Annotated in this window: 18 protein-coding genes; 12 read left to right on the forward strand and 6 right to left on the reverse strand. The window is 65.3% G+C overall.

Features of this window, described 5'->3' with window-relative positions; genetic code table 11:
* Positions 1-5: 5 nt before the first annotated feature.
* The 5 genes from XI02_RS15425 to hpaH all read right to left on the reverse strand — a co-directional run bounded on the left by XI02_RS15425 (position 6) and on the right by hpaH (position 4912).
* A complete protein-coding gene (locus XI02_RS15425; protein WP_018270565.1) occupies positions 6-878 on the reverse strand; it encodes a fumarylacetoacetate hydrolase family protein in 873 nt (290 codons plus the stop codon).
* Between the two features lie 177 nt (positions 879-1055).
* Entirely contained in the window at positions 1056-2039 is a 984-nt protein-coding gene (gene hpaD, locus XI02_RS15430; RefSeq protein ID WP_016841148.1) for a 3,4-dihydroxyphenylacetate 2,3-dioxygenase, read from the reverse strand.
* A 109-nt stretch (positions 2040-2148) separates the two neighbouring features.
* Positions 2149-3693 (reverse strand): 5-carboxymethyl-2-hydroxymuconate semialdehyde dehydrogenase, encoded by a 1545-nt coding sequence (hpaE, locus tag XI02_RS15435; RefSeq protein WP_172648197.1) that lies wholly within the window; start codon positions 3691-3693, stop codon positions 2149-2151.
* Entirely contained in the window at positions 3686-4084 is a 399-nt protein-coding gene (locus XI02_RS15440; RefSeq protein ID WP_172648196.1) for a 5-carboxymethyl-2-hydroxymuconate Delta-isomerase, read from the reverse strand. The genes hpaE and XI02_RS15440 overlap by 8 nt, the downstream gene beginning before the upstream one ends.
* 21 nt (positions 4085-4105) lie before the next feature.
* The gene (hpaH, locus tag XI02_RS15445; protein WP_018270567.1) at positions 4106-4912 is read right to left on the reverse strand and encodes a 2-oxo-hept-4-ene-1,7-dioate hydratase; all 807 of its coding nucleotides are present in this window, start codon (positions 4910-4912) and stop codon (positions 4106-4108) included.
* A 110-nt stretch (positions 4913-5022) separates the two neighbouring features.
* On the opposite strand from hpaH, the gene hpaR reads away from it, so the two are divergent.
* Positions 5023-5556, forward strand: coding sequence for a homoprotocatechuate degradation operon regulator HpaR (gene hpaR / locus XI02_RS15450; protein WP_016841144.1), 534 nt, complete (start codon positions 5023-5025; stop codon positions 5554-5556).
* A 26-nt stretch (positions 5557-5582) separates the two neighbouring features.
* On the opposite strand, the gene XI02_RS15455 is transcribed toward hpaR, so the two are convergent.
* The gene (locus XI02_RS15455) at positions 5583-6578 is read right to left on the reverse strand and encodes a GntR family transcriptional regulator (protein WP_018270568.1); all 996 of its coding nucleotides are present in this window, start codon (positions 6576-6578) and stop codon (positions 5583-5585) included.
* A gap of 291 nt (positions 6579-6869) precedes the next feature.
* Between XI02_RS15455 and XI02_RS15460 the strand changes: the two genes are divergently transcribed.
* The 11 genes from XI02_RS15460 to XI02_RS15510 all read left to right on the forward strand — a co-directional run bounded on the left by XI02_RS15460 (position 6870) and on the right by XI02_RS15510 (position 22677).
* Positions 6870-8015: an ABC transporter substrate-binding protein gene (locus tag XI02_RS15460; protein WP_018270569.1), complete on the forward strand. Its 1146-nt coding sequence runs from the start codon at positions 6870-6872 to the stop codon at positions 8013-8015.
* Between the two features lie 75 nt (positions 8016-8090).
* Positions 8091-8966, forward strand: a complete 876-nt coding sequence (locus XI02_RS15465) for a branched-chain amino acid ABC transporter permease (protein ID WP_016841141.1) — start codon at positions 8091-8093, stop codon at positions 8964-8966.
* Positions 8963-10735, forward strand: coding sequence for an ATP-binding cassette domain-containing protein (locus tag XI02_RS15470; RefSeq protein ID WP_018270570.1), 1773 nt, complete (start codon positions 8963-8965; stop codon positions 10733-10735). Before XI02_RS15465 ends, XI02_RS15470 begins: the two co-directional genes overlap by 4 nt.
* Positions 10735-11463 carry an ABC transporter ATP-binding protein gene (locus XI02_RS15475; RefSeq protein ID WP_026192494.1) on the forward strand — a complete coding sequence of 243 codons (729 nt, stop codon included), beginning with the start codon at positions 10735-10737 and terminating at the stop codon, positions 11461-11463. The genes XI02_RS15470 and XI02_RS15475 overlap by 1 nt, the downstream gene beginning before the upstream one ends.
* Positions 11464-11499: 36 nt before the next feature.
* Positions 11500-12585: a malate/lactate/ureidoglycolate dehydrogenase gene (locus XI02_RS15480; protein ID WP_018270572.1), complete on the forward strand. Its 1086-nt coding sequence runs from the start codon at positions 11500-11502 to the stop codon at positions 12583-12585.
* Between the two features lie 40 nt (positions 12586-12625).
* Positions 12626-13402, forward strand: a complete 777-nt coding sequence (locus XI02_RS15485) for an HpcH/HpaI aldolase/citrate lyase family protein (protein WP_018270573.1) — start codon at positions 12626-12628, stop codon at positions 13400-13402.
* A gap of 181 nt (positions 13403-13583) precedes the next feature.
* The gene (locus XI02_RS15490; RefSeq protein ID WP_172648195.1) at positions 13584-15107 is read left to right on the forward strand and encodes a UxaA family hydrolase; all 1524 of its coding nucleotides are present in this window, start codon (positions 13584-13586) and stop codon (positions 15105-15107) included.
* A 135-nt stretch (positions 15108-15242) separates the two neighbouring features.
* The gene (locus XI02_RS15495; protein ID WP_172648194.1) at positions 15243-15746 is read left to right on the forward strand and encodes a GDSL-type esterase/lipase family protein; all 504 of its coding nucleotides are present in this window, start codon (positions 15243-15245) and stop codon (positions 15744-15746) included.
* A 234-nt stretch (positions 15747-15980) separates the two neighbouring features.
* The gene (locus XI02_RS15500; protein WP_172648193.1) at positions 15981-19238 is read left to right on the forward strand and encodes a DUF2126 domain-containing protein; all 3258 of its coding nucleotides are present in this window, start codon (positions 15981-15983) and stop codon (positions 19236-19238) included.
* A 20-nt stretch (positions 19239-19258) separates the two neighbouring features.
* Entirely contained in the window at positions 19259-21802 is a 2544-nt protein-coding gene (locus XI02_RS15505; RefSeq protein ID WP_194483456.1) for a circularly permuted type 2 ATP-grasp protein, read from the forward strand.
* Complete coding sequence (locus XI02_RS15510) at positions 21799-22677, forward strand: transglutaminase family protein (RefSeq protein ID WP_172648191.1); 879 nt, start codon at positions 21799-21801, stop codon at positions 22675-22677. The genes XI02_RS15505 and XI02_RS15510 overlap by 4 nt, the downstream gene beginning before the upstream one ends.
* Positions 22678-22693 lie beyond the last annotated feature (16 nt).

A 22693-nucleotide genomic window follows, 5' to 3' on the forward strand; every position in this document is an offset into this window, starting at 1 on the left:
CGAGGTTAGGTAGCTTCGTCGACGACGTTGTTGCGCAGGATGCCGACGCCTTCGGCCTCGACCTCGACGACATCGCTGGGCTTCAGGTAGCGCGGCGGATCGAATCGCGCACCTGCACCGGTCGGCGTCCCCGTGACGATGATGTCGCCTGGAACCAGCGTCGTGAAGGTCGAGATGTAGTTGATGAGGTAGCGGAAGCCGAAGATCAAGCGCGAGGTGCGGTCGTCCTGGCGGGTCTCGCCGTTCACCCGCGTGGTCAGGCGGATATCGGCGATCTGCGCTTCACCGGTGTAGGGCACGATCCACGGACCGAGGCTGCCGGTGGAATCGAAGTTCTTGCCCTGGGTGACGTTGAACTTGGCGTGGCGCACCCAGTCGCGGATGGTGCCTTCATTGCAGAGCGTGATCGCGGCGATGTGATCGAGCGCGGCGCTCTCCGCAATGTGCCGGCCGGCCTTGCCGATCACCAGCACCAGCTCGCCCTCATAGTCGAGCTGCGGCGAGATGCGCGGCCGCACCACCGGCGTGTTGTGGCCGACGAAGGAACGCGGCACCCGCAGGAACATGCTGGGGTATTTCGGCGCGTCCGAGCCGTCCTTGTATTCGGCATTGCGGTCCGGGTAGTTGACGCCGATGCAGATGATTTTTTCCGGCGCCGGGATCGGCGGCTGCCAGTCGACTGCGTCGAGCGCATGGTCGGGTGCGCGCCTGGCGGCGTCTTCCACGAGCCTGCTCAGCGCGCCGGCGGCGATCGCCTCGCGCAGCGTCGGATAGTCCTTGGCGAAGCGCGACGAGAGGTCGACGATGCCGGTGTCGGTGACGGCGCCGTAGCTGGTGGCGCCGTTGACGGAATAGGTGGCGAGGCGAGGGGCTGACATCGGAAATCCATTCATTGGTGTCGTCCCGGCCTAGTGCGCAGTTGCGCACGGGGACCGGGACCCATACGCCGCGGCCATCGGAATGGGTACGCGGCTAGACATTCTTTCGGCAACCCTATTCGGTGGTTGTGGGTCCCGGCCTTCGCCGGGACGACGTGGTGTTCGTTGCGTTCGTCTTCAATCCGCAACCAGCACGTCGGCGACGAACCGCGGCTCGCGCACCGCCTGGCCGGCGAAGGTCGAGCCTTCCTCGAACCAGGAGCGCGGCGCAGGCGCGCCCCACAGCGTCTGGCGGCGCGGATCGCGCAGCGACCAGCGCAGCGGCTCATGGTCGTGATCGCCGGTGAAATAGTCGCTGGTGTAAAGCTCGATCCGATGACCGTCGGGATCGCGGATGTAGAGGAAGAAGGCGTTGGAGATGCCGTGCCGGCCCGGGCCGCGCTCGATGTTCTTGAGGAAGCCGGAGGAGGCCATCACGTCGCAGAGATGCACGATGTTCATCGCGGTCGGCACCCAATAGGCGATGTGGTGCAGGCGCGGGCCACGGCCGTTGGTGATCGCGAAGTCGTGGACGTTGCCCTTGCGGTGCATCCAGGCGGCTGCGATGCGGCCGTTGTCGCCGTCCTCCTCGGCATATTCGGTGAGACGGAAGCCGAGCCGGGCGTAGAAGTCGACGGTGTCCTGCACCTCGGCGGCGAACACGTTGAAATGGTCGAGTCGCTGCGGATGACAGCCCTTGTAGAGATCGTAGCGCCGCAGCAGATGCGGGCGCTTCTCCATCGCGGCGTAGAGCTCGATCTGAAAGCCGAACGGATCGGTGAATTGCAGGGTGCGGCCCTGGAACGGCTGGTCGACGAAGGCATAGGCGATGCCGTTTTCGGAGAAGAAGGCAGCCGCCTTGTCGAGGTCGCCGTCATTGCCGACCTTGAAGCCGAGCCGGTTGCAGGCCGCCTTCGGTGCTTTGCGCAGCACCACCGAGTGATGCTGGTGCTCCTCGCTGGCGCGCAGATACACCGACTTGTCGTCGCGGTCCTCGATGTGGAGGCCGATGGTCTTCTCGTAGAAGGCGGCGCTCTTGTCGAGATCCGTGACGTCGAGCACGGCGTGACTGCAGCGGATGATGTTGAACGGCGGATCGAAAACGTGCGTCGGAACGGGCATCGGTGTTTCCTCAATTTGTGTCCGTCATTCCGGGATGGTCCGAAGGACCGGACCCGGAATCTCGAGGTTCCGGGTTCGCCGCTACGCGCCGCCCCGGAACGACGCGCAATCAAATTCCCAGTTTCTGAATCTTGTGCGTCCCGCGCGCGAGCGAGACGTGCTTGGTTTCCATGTAGAAGTCGAACGAATAGTCGCCGCCGTCGCGGCCGATGCCTGACGACTTCATGCCGCCGAACGGGGTCGGCAGATGGCGGACGTTTTCCGAGTTGAGCCAGATCATACCTGCTTCCAGCGCATCCGCCACGCGCAGCGCGCGGCCCATGTCGCCGGTCCAGATATAGCCGGTCAGGCCGTATTGCACGCCGTTGGCGATCTCGATGGCGTCAGCTTCGTCCTTGAACGGGATCACGGTCAGGAACGGGCCGAACACCTCCTCCTGCGCGACGCGCATTTTTGCGTTTGCGCCGGTCACCAGCGTCGGCTGCACATAGTGGCCGCCGCCGGGGCCGTCATGCGGCTTGCCGCCGACTGCGATCGTGGCGCCGTCGTTCTTGGCGACGTCGAAATAGCTGCAGACCTTGGCGAGATGCCGCTCATGGATCAACGGCCCGATCTCGGTGGCGGGATCGAGGGGGTGACCGACCTTGAGCGCCTTCACGCGTTGGGTCAGCTTCTCGATGAACTTCCCGGCGACGCTCTCCTGAACCAGCAGCCGGCTCGACGACGTGCAGCGCTCGCCATTGAGCGAGTAGATCATGAACACGACGGCGTCGAGCGCGCGGTCGAGATCGGCATCGTCGAACACGATCACCGGGTTCTTGCCGCCGAGCTCGAAATGCACCCGCTTTAAGGTCGGTGCGCCCTGCGCCATGATCGCCGAGCCAGTCGCGCTCTCGCCGACGAAGCCGATCGCCTTGATTGCGGGGTGTTCGGTCAACGCCTTGCCGGCCTCTTCGCCGAAGCCGTGCACGGTGTTGAGCACGCCGTCGGGGATGCCGGCCTGTTTTGCGAGTTTGACCAGCAGATCGGCGGTGACGGGCGACCATTCGGCCGGCTTGTGCACCACCGTGCAGCCGGCCGCGAGCGCCGGCGCGATCTTCCAGGTGGAGAGCATGAACGGTGTGTTCCACGGCGTGATCACGCCGACCGGCCCGATCGGCACGCGGGTCGAGATGTTCCAGTGCTCTTCCGAAGGCATGTTGAGGCCGTCGCGGGCCTCGCCGCATTTGTCGGCGAAGAAGCGGAAATTCTCCGCCGCGCGGATCGCGGCCTTGGCCATGAAGCGGTGCGCCTGGCCGGTGTCGATGCATTCGAGCACGGCGATGTCGTCAGCGCGCGCCTCGATCGCATCGGCGACGCGATGCAGCAGCTTGCGGCGCTGCGCCGCCGGCATGTCGCGCCAGGCCTTGAAGGCCTTGGACGCAGCGGCCGCGGCACGGTCGATATCCTCGGCATTGCCGCGTGCGACCGTCGCCAGCACCGTGCCGTCGATCGGCGATTTCGTCTCAAAAGTCTGGCCGGAGGCCGCCGGCACGATCTTGCCGTCGATCACATGGCCGATCCCTTCGGCCTTCAGCTTTGAGAGCAGCGGGCCGGCGCGATCGCGGTTGGCCTGGAACACGTCGGCTGACGATTTCGCTGTCGCTTTATCCATTGACCGTCTCCACCTTCAGTGCATCGTGGATGTTGTTGCGCCTCCAGCTGGTTTCCTTGTCGTTGATCTGCATGTCGAACGACAGGGCGAATTTGCTGTTGGCGAAGACCGGATCGAGATGGGCCGAGAGCGCCTTGAAGATGTGCTCGCCGGCCTTCTTGCGGGTGGCGAGATCGCGGCCTTCGCCGAGCCGCAACACCATGTCGAGGAAGCCGTAATTCTCGCGGCCGTCGGCGATCGCATAGTGCTCGCATCTGACGGCGCGGACGCGGATGCCGCCGAGCGGGAAGATGCCGGTCTCAACCGCGGCCCTGCGGACCAGTTCGACCGCCGCGCCCATGTCGACGAGATCGTCGAGATTGGCGGAGTATTCAAGCGTGAAATGCGGCATGCAGCGCTCCTGCTGAAGGCGTCAGGCGAAGTGGCAGCTTACGGAACCGTACGGTCCGTAGTCAGCCTGGATGGTGTCGCCCTTGCGGGTCTCGATCGGACGGATGAAGGAGCCCGCCAGCACGACCTGGCCGGCCTCCAGCGCCAGTCCGTTCGGTGCGATCTTGTTGGCCAGCCACGCCACCGCGGTCGCCGGATGGTTCAACACGCCAGCGGCCAGGCCGGTTTCCTCGAGTTGGCCATTGCGGAAGCACAGCGCGCCGATCCAGCGCAGATCGGCATCCAGCGGACGGATCGGCCGGCCGCCAAGCACGATGCCGGCATTGGCGGCGTTATCGGCGATGGTGTCGAAGATCTTGCGCGTCGCCTTGGTCTCGGGATCGACGCGCTCGACCCTGGTATCCAGGATCTCCAGCGCCGGCACCACGAAGTCGGTGGCGTTGAGGACGTCGAACAGCGTGCAGTTCGGCCCGGCCAGGCGATGCTTCATCACGAAGGCGAGCTCGGCCTCGACGCGGGTTGCGATGAAGCGGTCGCTTGGCACCGGGCCGCCGTCGGCGAAGAACATGTCGTCGAGCAGGATTCCGGAATCGGGCTCGTCGATATTGAGCGCGCTCTGCATCGCCTTCGAGGTCAGGCCGATCTTGTGGCCCTTGACGACGCGGCCCTGCGCCACCTTCATCTCGACCCAGGCCTTCTGAATCGCGTAGGCGTCTTCGAGGGTGATGCGGGGGTATTCCAGCGAGAGCTGGCGGATTTGCTTGCGGGTCTTTTCCGCGCCGTCGAGCCGTTCGGCGGCAGCGCGGATATCGTCCTTGGAGAGGGCCATGCGTGCTACACAAAAGTGGATGTCGGGAGATGATTAACATGTTAAGTGAATTCCCGCAAACTGAATCGAGGCATGTTGCAACGCAAAATTTCGTTGCGCAGGATTAGGTAATGGCGCGCAAAAATTCGAGCGACATTCGGCCGGGGCAGGGCGACGACGCGGCGGCGCGACGGACCCCGATGCGCGAGTTCTCGCGCTCGCTGCCGATGTCGCTGCTCCGCGCGCGCGAGGCGGTGATGCGGCAATTCCGTCCGTCGCTGCGCAATCACGGGCTGACCGAGCAGCAATGGCGGATCCTGCGCGCGCTCACCGCGGTCGACGAGATCGAGGTCACCGAGCTCGCCCACATGGCGTTTCTGCTCGGTCCGAGCCTGTCGCGAATCCTTCGCGATCTCGAGGGCCGCGCGTTGATCGAGCGCAAGGCGGCGGAGAACGACGCGCGGCGCGCGGTGGTGTCGATCTCCGCCAAGGGGTTGAAGCTGATCGAGGCGGTGGCGCCGACGTCGGAGGCGATCTATGCCGAGATCACCCGGCGCTTCGGGGCGCGCAAGCTTGCCGAATTGCAGGAGATGCTGGGCGCACTGGAAGCCAGCCTGGCCGGAATGGGCTCGGCCGATGACGCCGAGGTCGAGGCTGACGAGTAGCTGCGATCATGCGCGGCATTCGCGGCTCAGGCCATGTAGGGTACGCGCGAAATCACGTTGATGGCGCGGAATTCGGCGATCCAGCCCGCAACCTTCGAGTGGGACCATTCGATGTGGCGGAGCAAGGTCGCCGCCGCGGCGTCGCCGTCCCGCGTGCGCAAAGCCTCGATGATCACCAGATGCTCGTCCATGAAGGAATCGATCTGCGGCGCGGTCAGGGCGACCTGGATGTGCTTGCCGATCACGAACGCGCAGTGGGTGCGCTTGAGGGCTTCGATCATCTCGCGATTGGCGCCGTAACCCAGGCAGCGGATATGGAGGTCGCCTTCGATCTCATCGAGTTCGCCGACGCCGACGCGGTCGCGGTGCCGGATCCCCTCGCGCAGCCGCTCCGCCATCCGGTCGAGCAGGGCGGCAGGAATTGTCGCCGTCGCGGATTTAAGGAGCAGCGGCTCGAGCGTTGCGCGCACCTCGAAGATGTCGCGGAGGCGGTCCTCGTCCAACGGCACCACGTACCAGTGCGCCTTGGCGCCCTTCTCGAGGATGCCGATCGCCTGCGCACGTAACAGCAGGTTGCGCGCCACCGTGCGCCCCACCCGGAAATGCCGCGCCAATGCGAGCTCGCTGACGCGGAAACGTCCGAACAGCGACCGGTAAATGATCTCACGTTCGAGCTTGTAGTAGAGAGTATCCCAGGCGTCGCTGCGCACGGCGTCGACGGGGCCGTCGGTCAGCCCAAACATTTCCGGCGTGATCGGAACGCGCCGAGGGTCGACCTTGCGCTTGCCGGCGATGACGCCGCGACCGTCGAACCGGCGCACCAGGCCGATATGCTCGAGCTGTTCGAAAGCCTGCCGCACCGGAGAGCGGCTGGAGCCGAACAAGGTCGCGATCGCCGATTCGGAAAGAACCGTGCCAGGTGGTACGTCACCGGCGCGGATGTGCTTTGCCAATGCGCTCTTAATCAGCGCGTAGGCCGGCTGCTTCCGTCTGGTCTGCGATTTCGCTCTTGGAATCGACATCGATGACTGCCCGCCGGTCACACTAACACGTGATCGCGCCGTGGTCGTTGGTAGCAGGCATTTACGCACCGCTGCCAACGAACTTTTGGCTATTGCGTGCAATGTGCAATCATGGTTAGCTACGTCAAACGCCAGATCGACGGTCGCCGTTGCACGTCTTGTGCGCTGCAGCGGTGCTCACGTTTGTTCGCCGCGCCATTCGATAGCTGCGGATAGGGCAACAGATCGACGCGCGTCAGCTCGTTTCAACGCAGCCGACATGCAAGTTCGGCGCACCACAGGGAGGATTGAATGAAACTGACGAGGCGTGAGTTTTCCGCCGGCTTGGCGGCAGGTCTCGCTGCTCCGGTGCTGATGCGCAGCGCTTGGGCGCAGGGTGCGACGATCAAGATCGGCATGTGCGTGCCGGTGACCGGGCCGGCGGCGGAGCAGGGGCTGTGGGCCCAGAACGGCGCCAAGCTGGCGCTCGCCGCGGTCAACAAGGCCGGCGGCGTGCTCGGCAAGCAGGTCGAGCTCGTCATCGAGGACGACCAGACCACCAATCCCGGCATCGTTCTGGCATTCTCCAAGCTCGCCGCGCAGTCCGACATCGTCGCCTTCCTCGGCTCGATCCGTTCGACCCAGGTGCAGGCGATGGCGCCCGACGTGATCAAGGTCGGCAAGCCGGTGATGATCGGCGGCACCAATCCCGATCTCACCCATTCCGGCAATCCCTGGCTGTTCCGCTTTCGTCCGAACGACAATTATTCCGGCCGCGTGATCGCCGACTTCGGCGTCAACACGCTCGGCAAGAAGAAGTGGGCGATTGTGCATTCCACCGACGCCTTCGGCACCGCAGGCGGCAAGGCGCTCACCGAAGCGCTGACCAAGCTCGGCGCGCCGCCGGTGCTCGACCAGGGCTATGCCAACCAGAGCCAGGACTTCACCCCGGTCGTGCTGGCCGTGAAGCAGTCCGGCGCTGACGTGCTCGGCACCTACTTCACCTTCGAGAACGATCTCGGCATCTTTGCCCGGCAGCTGCGCCAGCTCGGCGTCAACATTCCCTGGGTCGGCTCGCCCTCGGTGGTGGCGGTCTCCTCGACCAAGCTCGCCGGCCCCGCGCTGTTCAACACCTACGGCGTCGCCGACTTCGCCGAGGATTCAAGCGATGCCGCGAAGGCGTTCGGCAAGGCCTATCGCGATGCCTACAAGACCGCGCCCGACAACCAGAGCGCCTGGCCGTACGATGCGATCACCATCCTGTCGGCGGCGATCAACAAGGCAGGCTCGACCGATCCGAACAAGATCCGCGACGCCATCCTGGCGACGCAGAAATTCGCCGGCGCCGAGGGTGAATACAATTTCGACAAGAACGGCGACGGTCTGCACGGCTACAACGTCGTGAAGAACGACAAGGGCAAGATCGTCTACGACAAGCACATCGACTTCAACGATTGATCGCGGTTCGGCCTCTCCGGGGCATCTCGGAGAGGCCTTTCGTCCGCGGCACAATTCTCAGATCGAGCGCTCGTCATGGATCTCGTCCTCCAATTGCTCTTTACCGGCATCGGCATCGGCGCGGTCTACGCGCTGGTCGCGCTCGGTTTCGTGTTGATCTTCCGCGCCACCAACGTGGTGAACTTCGCGCAAGGCGAGTTCTCGATGGTCGCCGCCTATCTGATGGTGGTGTTCTCGGTCGATCTCGGCTGGCCTTACTGGCTGTCGTTCCTGATCGCGCTCGCCGGCATGGCGTTGTTCGGCGTCATCTTCAATCTCGGCGTCTATTATCCGCTGCGCAATCGCACCTATCTGCCCGTGATCATCGCCACCATCGGCGCCTCGATCCTGCTGTCGAACTCGGTGCTTGCGATCTATGGTCCGCAGCCGCAGGTGCTGCAGGGCTGGTTCGATACGCCCGGCATCCAGCTCGGCCCGGTCTATCTCGACAGCCAGTATCTTCTGATCATCGGTGTCACGATCCTCTTGGTGCTGTTCAATTTCTGGTTCTTCGAGAAGACGCTGCTCGGCAAGAAGCTGCAGGCGACCTCGCAGGACAAGGAGATGGCCTCGCTGCTCGGCATTTCCGTTTCCACCATGATCATGATCACCTTCATCTATTCGGCCGTGCTCGGCGGTCTTGCCGGCATCCTGGTGGCGCCGGTGCTGTTCGTCTCGATCCAGATGGGCTCGACGATTGCGCTGAAGGCGTTTGCCGCGACCATCATCGGCGGCTTCGGTGACGTCGCCGGCGCCATCGTCGGCGGCCTCGCGCTCGGCGTCATCGAGACGTTCGGCGCAGCCTATATTTCAGTGCCGTACAAGGACGGCTTTGCCTTCCTGGTGCTGATCGCTTTCCTGGTGTTTCGGCCGCAGGGCATCTTCGGCGAACGTGTCGCGGAGAAAGCATGAGCGCCACCGACAACATGATCCCCGCGCCGGCCGTGCGCTCGAAGCCGCTGATCATCCGTCATCTGCCGTATTTCATCGGCGCCGCGGTGCTGGTGGCGCTCGCCGCCGGCATGCGGTTCGACGGTTACATCCTCAACATCCTGCTGCAGGCTACGACCTTTTCGATCGCGGTGTTCGGGCTGTCGGTCGTGCTCGGCCTGTGCGGCCAGATCAACCTGGCGCAGGCCGCGTTCTTCGGCTTCGGCGCCTATGCGGTCGGGCTCGGCACCGCCGACCTGCATCTGAACTTCTGGCTCTGCCTGGCCGGCGCTTGCGCGATCACGCTGATCGCCGGTGCGTTTCTCGGCATGTCGACGCTGCGGCTGGGCGGACACTACCTTGCGATGGTGACGATCTCGTTCCAGCAGATCGTGACGCTGGTGATGATCAACGCCATCGGCGTGACCCACGGGCCGGATGGCGTCGCCAATATTCGCCGGCCGGAGCTGTTCCAGTCCTCGCAGAGCTATCTGGCCTTCTGCGTCGCGATGCTCGCGATCGTCGGTTACCTGGTCTGGCACTTGCCGGACACCAAGCTCGGTCGCGCCATGCGTGCGGTGCGCGACAACGAGCTTGCGGCCGGCGTCAACGGCATCGACGTGTTCCGCACCAAGATCTACGCTTTCGGGCTGTGCGCGTTGCTCGGCGGTCTCGCCGGTGGCCTGTTCGCCGGCGGCTTCGCCTATGTCAGCCCGGACCAGTTCTCGTTCGCGGAATCGATCGTGTTCCTGACCATGTCGCTGCTCGGCGGCGTGGCCTCGCCGATCGGCTCGGTGATCGGCACGGGCCTCCTGATCCTGATCCCGGAATGGCTGCGCTTCCTCAAGAGCGTGCCGGGACTTTATCTGGCGATCTACGGCCTGTTCGTGATTTTGATCATCCGCTTCATGCCCGACGGTATCTGGGGTTTTGTGTCGGACGCATTCACGCGTTGGCGTGCGCACACCAAGGCGCCGCCGGCCGCGGCGGCCTTGCAGCTCAAGCCGGCGACGTCAGGCGGCGATATCGTGCTCGAAGTGACCGGGCTCTCGAAGCATTTCGGCGGCCTCAAGGCGGTCGACGGCGTCGATATCGCGGTGAAGCGCGGCAGCGTGCATGCGCTGATCGGGCCCAACGGCTCCGGCAAGACCACGACCCTGAACGTCTTGTCCGGTCTCTACAAGGCGACCGCGGGCAAGATCGTGCTCGACGGCACCGACATCACCAACATGGCGCCGCATCAGCGCACGGCCGCCGGCCTCGGACGCACCTTCCAGAACATCCGCCTGTTCCGTTCGATGACCGCGCTGGAGAATGTCGAGATCGGCGCCGAGCGGCCCGGCAACACTATGATCGGGAAGGGCGAGGATGCGCTGACCGAGCGCGCCATGGAGGCGCTGACCTTCGTCGGCCTCGGCAGCCGCGCCAACGAAATGATCTCGAGCTTCTCCTACGGCCATCAGCGCCTGATCGAGATCGCGCGGGCGCTGGCGTCGAACCCGACACTGCTGCTGCTCGACGAGCCGGCGGCCGGTCTCAACTCGACCGAGAAGCTCGATCTGCATGAGCTGCTGAAGCGCATCGCAGCCCAGGGCCTCACCATCCTGATCATCGATCACGACATGACGCTGGTCTCGGAAGCCGCCCAGCACATCACCGTGCTGAACTTCGGACGCCGCATCGCGGACGGCGAGTCCATGGCGGTGCTGCGCCATCCCGACGTCGTCTCCGCCTATCTCGGGAGCGAATGATGCCGCTGCTCGAAATCCGTAATCTCGTGGTCCGCTACGGCGAGATCGAGGCGCTGCGCGGCGTCACCATCGCCGTGGAGCAGGGGCAGGTGGTCACGCTGCTCGGCGCCAACGGCGCCGGCAAGTCGACCACGTTGCGCGCGATCTCAGGCCTCGCCAAGCCCGCCTCCGGCGACATTATGTTCGACGGCCATTCGATCGCGGGCCTCGGGCCGGAAGCGATCGTCCGGCTTGGCATCTCGCATGTGCCGGAAGGCCGCCGCGTGTTTCCGGGCCTCACCGTGAAAGAGAACATCATGCTCGGCGCGTCGAACCGGAAGGTGTCGGCGTCGCAGATCTCGCGCGAGGCCGACGCGATGTTCGACCTGTTTCCGGACATCCGCGCTTTTTCCAACGCGCTCGGTTGGACGCTGTCGGGCGGCCAGCTGCAGATGGTCGCGGTGGCGCGCGGCTTGATGGCCAAGCCGCGGCTGCTGCTGCTCGACGAACCGTCGCTCGGGCTGGCGCCTGTGATCGTGCAAGCGGTGTTCCGCATCATTTCGCAGATCAGGAAGGACACCACGGTCTTGCTCGTCGAGCAAAATGCGCGCATGGGACTCTCGGTCGCTGATCACGGCTTCGTCCTGGAAACGGGACGGATCGTGCTGGGCGGCAAGCCCGACGAATTGTGGGGCAATGAAGCCATCGCCGCGGCCTATCTCGGCGGTCATGCCAAGACCCACGCCTGACAACGTCCCGTGCTTTACTGAGCGAGCTGGTTTTTCATGGTCACCATCAAGGTCGATAACCTCATCAACTTCGTGTCCGAGGTGTTTTCCCATTCGGAGTCCTCTCCGGAAGAGGCGAAGCGCATCGCGACCTACCTGACGACCGCGAATCTTACAGGGCATGACAGCCACGGGGTGATCCGTGTGCCTGTTTATGTCAGGTGGAAGAAGATGGGCTCGATCGTACCGAACCAGACCCCTGAGGTGGTGGTGGACACGCCGTCGCTCGCGGTGGTCGACGGCAAGTTCGGCTATGGCCAGACCGTCACGCCGGTTGCGGTCAAGCTCGGCATCGAGAAGTGCAAGAACGCGGGGCTCGCCGCGGTCGCGCTGCGCAACTCCGGTCATCTCGGCCGCGTCGGCGACTGGGCCGAGATGGCCGCCGCCGAAGGTCTTGTTTCAATTCATTTCGTGACCGCGGCTGGCTCGCTGCTGGTTGCGCCTTACGGCGGCGTCGAGAAGCGCCTGTCCACGGCGCCGTATTGCGTCGGCATTCCGCGTCAGGGCCAGGATCCGATCGTGCTCGATTTTGCGACCTCGGTTGTCGCCGAGGGCAAATGCCTGGTGGCAAGCCGCGGCGGCAAGAAGCTGCCGATCGGCGCGCTCGTCGATGCCGACGGCACGCTGAGCGAGGATCCGCACGTGCTGTATGGTCCGTACACGCCGGACGGACCGCGCGACCACACCAAGGGAACTGGCGCGATCCGCGCCTTCGGCGATCACAAGGGCTCGGGTCTCGCCTTCATCTGCGAGCTGCTCGGCGGTGCGCTGACCGGCACCGGCGCGACGTCGTCGGACCGGCGCTTCGCCAACGGCATGATGGCGTTCTACATCGACCCAAAGGTGATCGACACCAGCAACTTCTTCGACGGCGAAATCACCCGCTACACCGATTTCATCCGCGCCACCAAGCCGATCGCGGGAACAGATTCCGTGCTGGTTCCGGGCGATCCGGAGCGGAAAACCCGCGCCGATCGCACCAGGAACGGCATCCCCTTGCCTGACGACACCTGGGCGGCGATAGTGAATACCGCGCGCGAAGTCGGCGTCAGCGAAGTTTCTATCCAGCGGGCGACCAGCTGAAGGCTCGTCCCCCAATAAACCGCAAAGGGAAACGCGATCAATGGCAAACAAGGTCAAGCAAGTTTGGGCATCCGGCAAGGCGGTGGTGAACGCGTGGCTCGCGATTCCCTCCGGGTTTTCAGCCGAAGTGATCGCGCAGTGCGGCTTCGACAGCGTCACCGTCGACATGCAGCATGGTGTGCAGGATTATCAGTCGATGGTGCAATGCTTCCAGTCGATGCATGCCCATCCGGTCACTCCGATGGTCCGCGTGCCCTGGAACGAGCCCGGCATCATCGGCAAGGTGCTGGACGGCGGCGCCTATGGCGTGATCTGCCCGATGGTGAACACGCCGCAGGAAGCCAAGAATCTCGTCTCCTACGCAAAGTATCCGCCGAAGGGCGTGCGCTCCAACGGCCCGATCCGCGCCGGCATGTACGGCTCGGCCGGCACCTATCAGCAGACCGCCAACGACGAGATCGTGCTGCTGCCGATGATGGAGACCAAGACCGCGGTCGAGAACATGGAAGCGATCCTCGATGTTGAAGGCATCGATGGCGTCTATATCGGCCCGTCCGATCTCGGCTTCTCCTACGGCCTGGTGCCGAAGCTCGATCGCGACGAGCCGGAGATCCTCAAGATCTACGAGAAGATCATCAAGGAGTGCGGCAAGCGCGGCCTCAACCCGGGCATCCACTGCTCCGGCGCCGAGGGCGCGGTGCGCGCAATCAACATGGGCTTCAAGCTCGTGACGCTGTCGAACGAAGTCGGCCTGATGCAGGTCTACGCCAAGATGCAGGTTAACGCGACCCGCGAGAAGTCCGGCGGCAAGGCGTAACTCTATCCTCCCCCTCTTCCCGCTCTTCGCGGGGAGAGGGTTGGGGTGAGGGGCCCCCATCCGGTGAATACCGTCAGTGTAATTGGCAATGTGCATCGCCCCTCACCCGGATTGCTGACGCAATCCGACCTCTCCCCGCAAAGAGCGGGGAGAGGTGAAGAAACTCCAAAGGAGAACTCCCATGGCCTCGGCACAAGTGATCCGCCTGCACGCCGACGACAGCGTACTGATCGCGCGCGCGAGCTTGCCGCCGGGGCTTGAGGTGACCGAGGGCGTCACCACGGTCGATCGGATCCCCGCGGGCCACAAGGTCGCGATCAGGCCGATCGCGCAGGGCGAGCCGATTAGGCGTTACGGCCAGATCATCGGCTTTGCAACCCAGGCGATCGCGCCCGGCCAGCATGTGCACACGCAGAACTGCGGCATGGGTGATTTCGCCAAGGACTATGCCTATGGCGTCGACGTCAAGCCGGTGCCGAACTTCGATCTGCCGGCGACCTTCGAGGGCATCCGCCGCGCTGACGGCCGCGTCGCGACCCGCAACTATATCGGCATCCTCACCTCGGTGAATTGCAGCGCCCATGTCGCCGGCATCGTGGCCGACATGTTCAAGAAGAACCCGTTCACCGGCGATAATCCGCTTGCCGATTTCCCCAACGTCAACGGCGTCGTCGCGCTGACTCACAAGACCGGCTGCGGCATGACCCAGGACGAACCCTTGGCGCTGCTCCGCCGCACGCTCGGCGGCTATGCGCGTCATGTGAATTTCTCCAACGTCATCGTGCTCGGCCTCGGCTGCGAGGTGAACCAGATCGGCGGTCTGATGCAGGAGCAGAAGCTTGCGGGTCGGCTGCGCGCGATGGACATCCAGGAGGTCGGTGGCACCCGCAAGACGGTGGAAGCAGGCGTTGCCTTCGTGAAGGAAGCGCTCGCCGACGCCAACAAGGTCAAGCGCGAAGCGGTCCCGGCGAGCGAGCTCACCGTGGCGCTGCAATGCGGCGGCTCGGATGGTTACTCCGGCGTATCCGCCAATCCGGCGCTCGGCGCGGCGAGCGATCTCTTGGTCCGTCACGGCGGCACCGTGATCCTCTCGGAGACACCGGAGACCTATGGCGCGGAGCATCTTCTGACTCGCCGCGCCGTCAGCCGCGAGGTCGGCGAGAAGCTGGTCGGCCTGATGCGCTGGTGGGAGGAGTACACCCAGCGTGAGGGTGCGGAGATGAACGCCAATCCGAGCCCTGGCAACAAGGCCGGCGGCCTCACCACCATCCTGGAGAAGTCGCTCGGCGCGATGGCCAAGGCCGGCAGCACTAATCTCGTCGACGTCCTCAACTACGCCGAACCCGTCACCAAGAAGGGTTTTGTGTTCATGGACACGCCGGGCTACGACCCGGTCGCCGCGACCGGGCAGGTCGCCGGCGGCGCCAACCTCGTCTGCTTCACCACCGGCCGCGGCAGTGTGTTCGGCTGCAAGCCCGCGCCGTCGATCAAGCTCGCCACCAACACGCCGATGTACAAGCGGATGGAAGACGACATGGACGTCAATTGTGGCACCATCCTCGACGGCGAGGAGAGCGTGCAGGAATGCGGTCAGCGCATCTTCGACCGCATCCTCAAGACCGCCTCGGGCCAGCCGACCAAGAGCGAGAGCTTTGATTTCGGCGGCGCCGAATTCGCGCCGTGGGTGCTGGGCGCAACGATGTAGTTTAGAGCCACGATCTAGCCTTTCACTCCGCCGTCGTCCCTGCTTTTCGCAGCGACGACAGGGAAGTACGTTGGCGAATGTAGCTTCTCGGACTACGCTACGTTCCATCCGAGCTATGGATTGGACGGAGGAAGCATGCGCGCGCGTCCGTTGGGAATTGTTGGATGCCTCGTATTTCTCGCCGCCTTGAGCCTCGGCGCCGGTTCGGCTGACGCCGCAACCATCGTGGCGCTTGGCGCGAGCAATACCTATGGCAAGGGTGTAGCGCGCAACCAGGCCTATCCCGCGCAGCTCGAAGCGATCTTGCGGGCAAAGGGATTGAATGTCCGTGTCGTGAACGCCGGCATCAACGGTGACACCACGGAAGGGATGCTGCAACGCCTGGACCGCGCCGTCCCGAACGGGATCCGCGCGGTTATTTTGCAGCCAGGCGGCAATGATCGACGCAAGGGCAGCCCTGACCGGACAGCGGATATTCAAAGTCGCCTCAGCACCCGTGGCATCGCGGTAGTCATGCTCCCGAATGGGATGCTGGGTGGACTCCCCCATCAGCCCGACGGTGTGCATTTGACCCCCGAGGGCTATCACATGCTCGCCGAGCAACTCGCCTCGCAGGTATCCGGCGCGATCGGCCGCTAGTCCCGTAGCCCGGATGGAGCCAATGGGTCGCGCGAAAATGCGCGCCCGATGACAGGCTCCGCGAAATCCGGGACTCTTGCTGCGGATGAAGACCCCGGATTTCGCTGCGCTCCATCCGGGCTACGGATCGTGAGCTGGTCGCCCAGCTGGTGGGCACCCCGTGCCCGTTGTTAGTGCTTGATGTCGACCGGTAGCAGTGTTCTGCTCAAAAAAGCTGCTGGAGCCCTCGGTCCCGTGTCGATATCAGTCGCACTGCATCACGTCACGCACTACACATACGACCGGCCGATCGATCTCGGGCCTCAGACCATCCGGCTTCGGCCCGCGCCGCATACGCGCACGCCGATCACAAGCTATTCGCTCAAGGTCACGCCCGCCAATCACTTCGTGAACTGGCAGCAGGACCCGCAGGGCAACTGGCTGGCGCGCTACGTCTTTCCGGAGAAGACCACCGAGCTCAAGGTCGAGGTCGATTTCACCGCTGACATGACGGTGGTGAATCCGTTCGACTTCTTCGTCGAGCCCTACGCCAACAGCTTTCCGTTCGAATATCCCGGCGATCTCAAGACCGAGCTCGCGCCCTATTTCGAGACCGATGAGCCCGGGCCATTGCTGGCGGCTTACCTGAAGGAGATTCCGTGCCAGGCCGACAGCACCGTCAACTTCCTGGTCGACCTGAACGCGCAGCTGCAAAAGAAGATCGGGTACGTCATCCGCATGGAGGCCGGCATCCAGACGCCGGAGGAGACGCTTGCCGCGGGCTCCGGCTCCTGCCGCGACTCGGCATGGCTTTTGATCCAGACGCTGCGCCATCTCGGGCTCGCCGCGCGTTTCGTCTCCGGCTATCTCATTCAGCTGCGGCCGGACATCGATCCGCTCGAAGGGCCGCGCGAGGTCGAGAGCGATTTCACCGACCTGCACGCCTGGGCCGAGGTCTATCTGCCGGGCGCGGGCTGGATCGGTTTCGACGTCACCTCCGGCATGCTGACGGGCGAGGGACACATCCCGGTCTGCGCCACGCCGCACTATCGCTCGGCCGCGCCGGTGACCGGCACCGCAGGTGTTGCCAATGTCGAGTTCGGCTTCGAGATGAGCGTCAAGCGCATCGGCGAGGCGCCGCGCATCACCAAACCATTCTCCGATGAATCCTGGGCGCGGCTCGACCGGCTCGGCGAGCTCGTCGATGCCGATCTTGCGGCGTACGACGCGCGGCTGACCATGGGCGGCGAGCCGACCTTCGTCTCGGTCGACGATCTGGAATCGCCGGAGTGGAACGTCGCCGCGGTCGGCCCGACCAAGCGCGCGCTCGCCGACGAATTGATCCGCAAGCTGCGGGCGCGGTTCGCGCCGGGCGGGTTGCTGCATTACGGCCAGGGCAAATGGTACCCCGGCGAGAGCTTGCCGCGCTGGGCGTTCGGCCTCTACTGGCGCAAGGATGGCAAGCCGATCTGGAGGAATGCCGGGCTGATCGCCGGCATCGAGAATTCGCGCAAGGCCGAGATCGCGGAGGCCCAGCGTTTCGTCGAGGCGACCGCAAGCAAGCTTGGCCTGGGCGTTGACTATGTCATCCCTGCTTACGAGGACCCAGCATTCTGGCTGCAGCGTGAAGCGGGCCTGCCGGCAAATGTGACCCCTGCGAATTCGAAACTGACCGATCCGGAAGAGCGCGCGCGCCTTGCGCGGGTGTTCGACGAGGGCCTGACCACACCGAAAGGCTACGTGCTGCCGATCCAGCGCTGGACGCCGCTTGGCGATCGCGTGCCGGCGCGGTGGCGCAGCGAGCGCTGGAAGATCCGGCGCAGCCATCTGTTCCTGTCGCCCGGCGACTCGCCGCTGGGCCTGCGGCTTCCGATTGCCTCGCTCGAATATGTGCCGCCGGACGATTATCCCTACGTCGTCGAGCGCGACCCGGTGGCGCCGCGCGACGCGCTGTCCGAAGAGCTGCAGCAGGCGCTGAAGGAGATTCCCGAGCCGCTGCCGGTGCGCACCGCGATGTCGATCGAGGTGCGCGACGGCGTGCTGTGCGCCTTCATGCCGCCGGTCGAGAAGGTCGAGGATTATCTCGACCTGATCGCAGCGATCGAAGCCGCTGCCGAGGAGCTGCAGCTGCGGGTGCACGTCGAGGGCTACGCGCCCCCGTTCGATCCGCGCATCGAGGTGATCAAGGTGACGCCCGATCCGGGCGTGATCGAGATCAACGTGCAGCCAGCCCAAAGCTGGCGCGAGGCCGTCGACATCACGCTTGGCCTCTATGAGGACTCCGCGAAGACGCGGTTAGGGGCCAACCGTTTCCTGATCGACGGCCGCCACACCGGCACCGGCGGCGGCAACCACATCGTAGTCGGCGGCAGCAAGCCGGAGGACTCACCGTTCCTGCGCCGGCCGGATCTGCTGAAGAGCCTCGTGCTGTATTGGCAGCGGCATCCGTCGCTGTCCTATCTGTTCTCCGGCATGTTCATCGGTCCGACCAGCCAGGCGCCGCGCATCGACGAGGCGCGGCATGACGGGCTCTATGAGCTGGAGATCGCGTTGTCGCATGTGCCGCCGCCGGGCATGGAGGCGCCGCTGTGGCTGGTCGATCGCCTGTTCCGGCACATCCTGGTCGACATCACCGGCAACACCCATCGTGCCGAAATTTGCATCGACAAGCTCTACTCGCCCGACGGTCCGACCGGCCGGCTTGGCCTCGTCGAATTCCGCGCGCTCGAAATGCCGCCCGATCCGCGGATGTCGCTCGCGCAGCAGCTCTTGATCCGTACCCTGATCGCAAAGCTGTGGCGCGAGCCGCAGCAAGGCAACTTCGTGCGCTGGGGCACCGCACTGCATGACCGTTTCATGCTGCCGCATTTCCTCTGGGAGGATTTCCTCGGCGTGCTCGCCGAGCTCAAGCAGTTCGGCTACGACGTCGAGCCGGAATGGTATCGGGCGCAGCTCGAATTCCGTTTCCCCGCCTTCGGCCGCGTCCATCATGGCGGCGTCGGCCTCGAGCTGCGGCAGGCGCTCGAACCCTGGCATGTGCTCGGCGAGGAGGGCACCTCGGGCGGCACCGTGCGCTACGTCGATTCCTCGGTCGAGCGCTTGCAGGTGAAGGCCACGGGATTCGTCGAGGGGCGCCACGTCATCACCTGCAACGGCAGGCGGATGCCGATGACCGAGACCGGCCGCGCCGGCGAGGCGGTCGCCGGCGTCCGCTTCAAGGCCTGGCAGCCGGCCTCCGGCCTGCATCCGACCATTCCCGTGCATGCGCCGCTGACGTTTGACTTGATTGATACCTGGAACGGCCGCTCGCTCGGCGGCTGCGTCTATCATGTCGCCCATCCCGGCGGCCGCAACTACGAGACCAAGCCGGTCAATTCCTACGAGGCCGAGGCGCGGCGGCTGGCGCGCTTCCAGGAGCATGGCCACACCCCTGGCAAGATCGAGACGCCGCCCGAGGAACGCACAATTGAGTTTCCCTTGACCCTCGACTTGCGGACGCCGCTCCTGCACTAATTGTGTCAAGGGGAAGTGGAATGACCGCATCGGGTGGCCAAGGCAATAGTCAAGGCAGCAGTCAGGAGAGCAGGGCCCGTCCCGGTCAGCGCCGGATGGCGCAGTGGACCCGCGACTATGTCCGGCTGCCCGGCATTCCCGACGAATATATCGCCGAGAACGGCGCGCCGCGGCCGGCCTGGGCGCGCTTCTTCGACGCCTTTGCCGCGCTGTCGCCGGCCGATATCGAGCGCCGCTTCGCCTTCGCCGACCGCCATCTGCATGAGGCCGGGGTCACCTATCGTGCGCCCGGCGATACGTCGGACCGGATCTGGCCGCTCAGCCATCTGCCGCTGATCATCGATGCGGCGGACTGGCGGCAGCTTGCCGCTGGTGTCGCGCAACGTGCGCAGCTGCTGGAAATGGTGCTGGCCGATCTGTACGGCGAGGGCCGTCTCGTTGCCGACGGCGCGATCCCTGCCGCTGCGATCGCCGGCAGCAGCGAGTATCTGCGCGGGGTCAGCGGCATCAAGCCGCCGGGCGGCCGCTATCTGCATCTTTATGCCGCCGACATCGGCCGCGGGCCCGACGGCCGCTGGTGGGTGCTCGGCGATCGCACGCAGGCGCCGTCGGGCGCGGGCTATGCGCTGGAAAACCGCTTGGTGCTGTCGCGCGCCTTTTCCAATCTCTACAAGTCGATGAATGTCGAGCGCGTCGCGCCGTTCTTCGAGGCGTTCCGCGATTCGTTGCGCGCCAGCGCTGACCGCGACGAGCCGCGGATCGGCCTGTTGACGCCCGGTGCGTTCAGCGAGACCTATTTCGAGCACGCTACGCTGGCGCGCTATCTCGGTTTCCTCCTGGTCGAGGGTGACGATCTCGCGGTCTCCGGCGACCGCGTCCACATCCGCACCGTTGCCGGATTGAAGCGGCTCGACGTGCTGCTGCGCCGGGTCGATTCCAACATGCTCGATCCGCTCGAGCTCGACGCGTCCTCCTATCTCGGCGTGCCCGGGCTCGTCGAGGTGCTGCGCAAGGGCGGCGTCGTGGTCGCCAACATGCCGGGTTCGGGCGTGATGGAGGCGAGAGCACTGCTCGGCTTCCTGCCCAATCTCTGCCGGCGCCTGCTCTCTGAAGACCTGATGATGCCGCACATCGCGACCTGGTGGTGCGGCCAGAAATCCGCGCGCGAGCATGTGCTGTCGCGGCTCGACGACTTCGCGATCGAAGGCGCCTATGGCCGCGGTGTTGCGGATTTTCCCGGCAACGGACCGGTGCTCCCGGGCGAATTGTCGACCGCCGACCGCGACCGCCTGAAGGATGCGATCAGCCATCGCGGCATCGATTATGTCGGCCAGGAGCTGGTGCGGCTGTCGACCACGCCGGTTTGGGAGAACGGCCGCATCGCGCCGCGTCCATTCGTGTTGCGGGTGTTCGCGGCGGCGACGCCGAACGGCTGGACGGTGCTGCCCGGCGGCTTCTGCCGGATTGCCGATCGGGCCGATGCGCGCGCGGTGTCGATGGGCGATGGCGCGGTGTCCGCCGACGTCTGGGTGGTCTCCGACAGGGCCGTTGCGACTTCAACCTTGCTGCCGGCGGGCGACACCGTCCGCATCCGCCGCATCGCGGGCGTGCTGCCGAGCCGTGCCGCCGACAATCTGTTCTGGCTCGGCCGGTATCTGGAGCGCGCCGAGGCCACCATCCGGCTGATCCGCGCGCTGTGCACGCCGCTGCGCGATCCTGCGCGGGCGAATTCGAACGGCTCGGCGCCGGCGATGCATTCGGCCGAGCGCATCCAGCGCATGCTGGTTGCCTGGGGCGCCGCCTCGCAGACAGCGCGCGCCAATCTCGCCAGGGTCGCGCTCGAGGCGCTGCAGAGCGAGGAGAAATTCGGCTCGGCGCTATCGCTGGTGCGATCCGCGCAGCGCACGGCGACTTCGCTCCGCGAGCGGCTGTCGCCGGACGCCTGGCAGGTCATCACCGAGATGGCCGACCGGCTCGCCATCGAGGTTCATGACGACGACGGCGTCGTCAGCGCCGCCGAACTGACCCTGCAGGAGCTCGCAAGCTTCGCCGGCCTCGCGCAGGAAAACATGAACCGCGCCGCCGGCTGGCGTTTCCTCGAGATGGGCCGCCGCGCCGAGCGCGCTGTCAACACCACGCGCTTTGCCCGTCAGTTCGCCTATGACGAAGCCGGTGACGAGGACCTCGACGTTCTGCTCACGCTGGTCGACTGCCAGATCACTTATCGCTCGCGCTATCTGGTGCAGCCGCTGCTCGCACCGGTGCGCGATCTGGCGGTGCTCGACCCCTACAATCCGCGCTCGGTCGCATTCCAGGTCGCGGCGCTGAACGAGCATATCGCCGCGCTGCCGAGCCTGAAGGAGCACGGCCTGATCGAGCGACCGCAGCGGCTTGCCGTCGCGGTCGAGGCGATGCTCACAACGGCCGAAGCCTCGAGCCTCGACGTCAAGACGCTGTTCGCGCTGGAGCAGGATCTGCTCAACCTCGCCGACGCGATCGGGCTGCATTATTTCCCGCACGGACCGAACGCCAGCCGGCCGGAGAAGCTCACGGGGCTGGCGTGATCTACGACATCCGTCACGTCACGACCTATAGCTACGAGACCCAGGTCAGCTTCGCGCGGTGCTCGCTGCGGCTGGAGCCGATCAGCGGCGACGGGCAGCAGCTGATCTCGCATTCGGTCGAGATCCGTCCGAGGCCGGCGGAGCGCACCGCGCGGCGCGACTTCTTCGGCACGCTGACCGAAAGCGTCCTGATCGAGACCGCGCATCGCAGTCTGCGCATCGATGCCCGCTCGCGGGTCTCGGTGGCGCGGCAGCCGCCGGCGCGCGACGCCGCCAGCCCGCCCTGGGAGAGCGTGCGCGACGATGCGTTCGAGGCGTTGAGCCTCGATGCGGCCTCGCCGGTCGGTTACGTCTTTGCCAGCGCGCTGGTGCCGGTGCTGAGGCCGGTGACGGCCTACGCTTCTGCGAGCTTTTTGCCTGGTGGCGGCATCCTTACTGGGGCGGCCGACCTGATGCGCCGCATCCGCGACGACTTCAAATACGATCCCAAGGCAACCGTGACCTCGACACCGCTTCGCGACGTGTTCGAGAAGCGCCATGGCGTGTGCCAGGACTTTGCCCATGTGATGATCGCAGGGCTGCGCGGCCTCGGCCTGCCTGCAGCCTATGTCAGCGGCTATCTGCGCACCATTCCGCCGCCGGGCCAGCCGCGGCTGCAGGGCGCGGACGCCACCCATGCCTGGGTCTCGGTCTGGTGCGGCAGCGCGCTCGGCTGGGTCGGGTTCGACCCGACCAACGATCTGATGGTCGGGAGCGACCACATCATTCTCGCCATCGGCCGCGACTTTGCCGACGTCTCGCCGGTCGACGGGGTCATCGTCGGCGCGCGCAAGCAAAAGCTCGCCGTTGCGGTTGACGTGCTGCCGGTGGAGTGAGCCGGGATGGGCGTGC

It is taken from the genome of Bradyrhizobium sp. CCBAU 21365 (genome assembly GCF_015291305.1).
Classification (GTDB): domain Bacteria; phylum Pseudomonadota; class Alphaproteobacteria; order Rhizobiales; family Xanthobacteraceae; genus Bradyrhizobium; species Bradyrhizobium elkanii.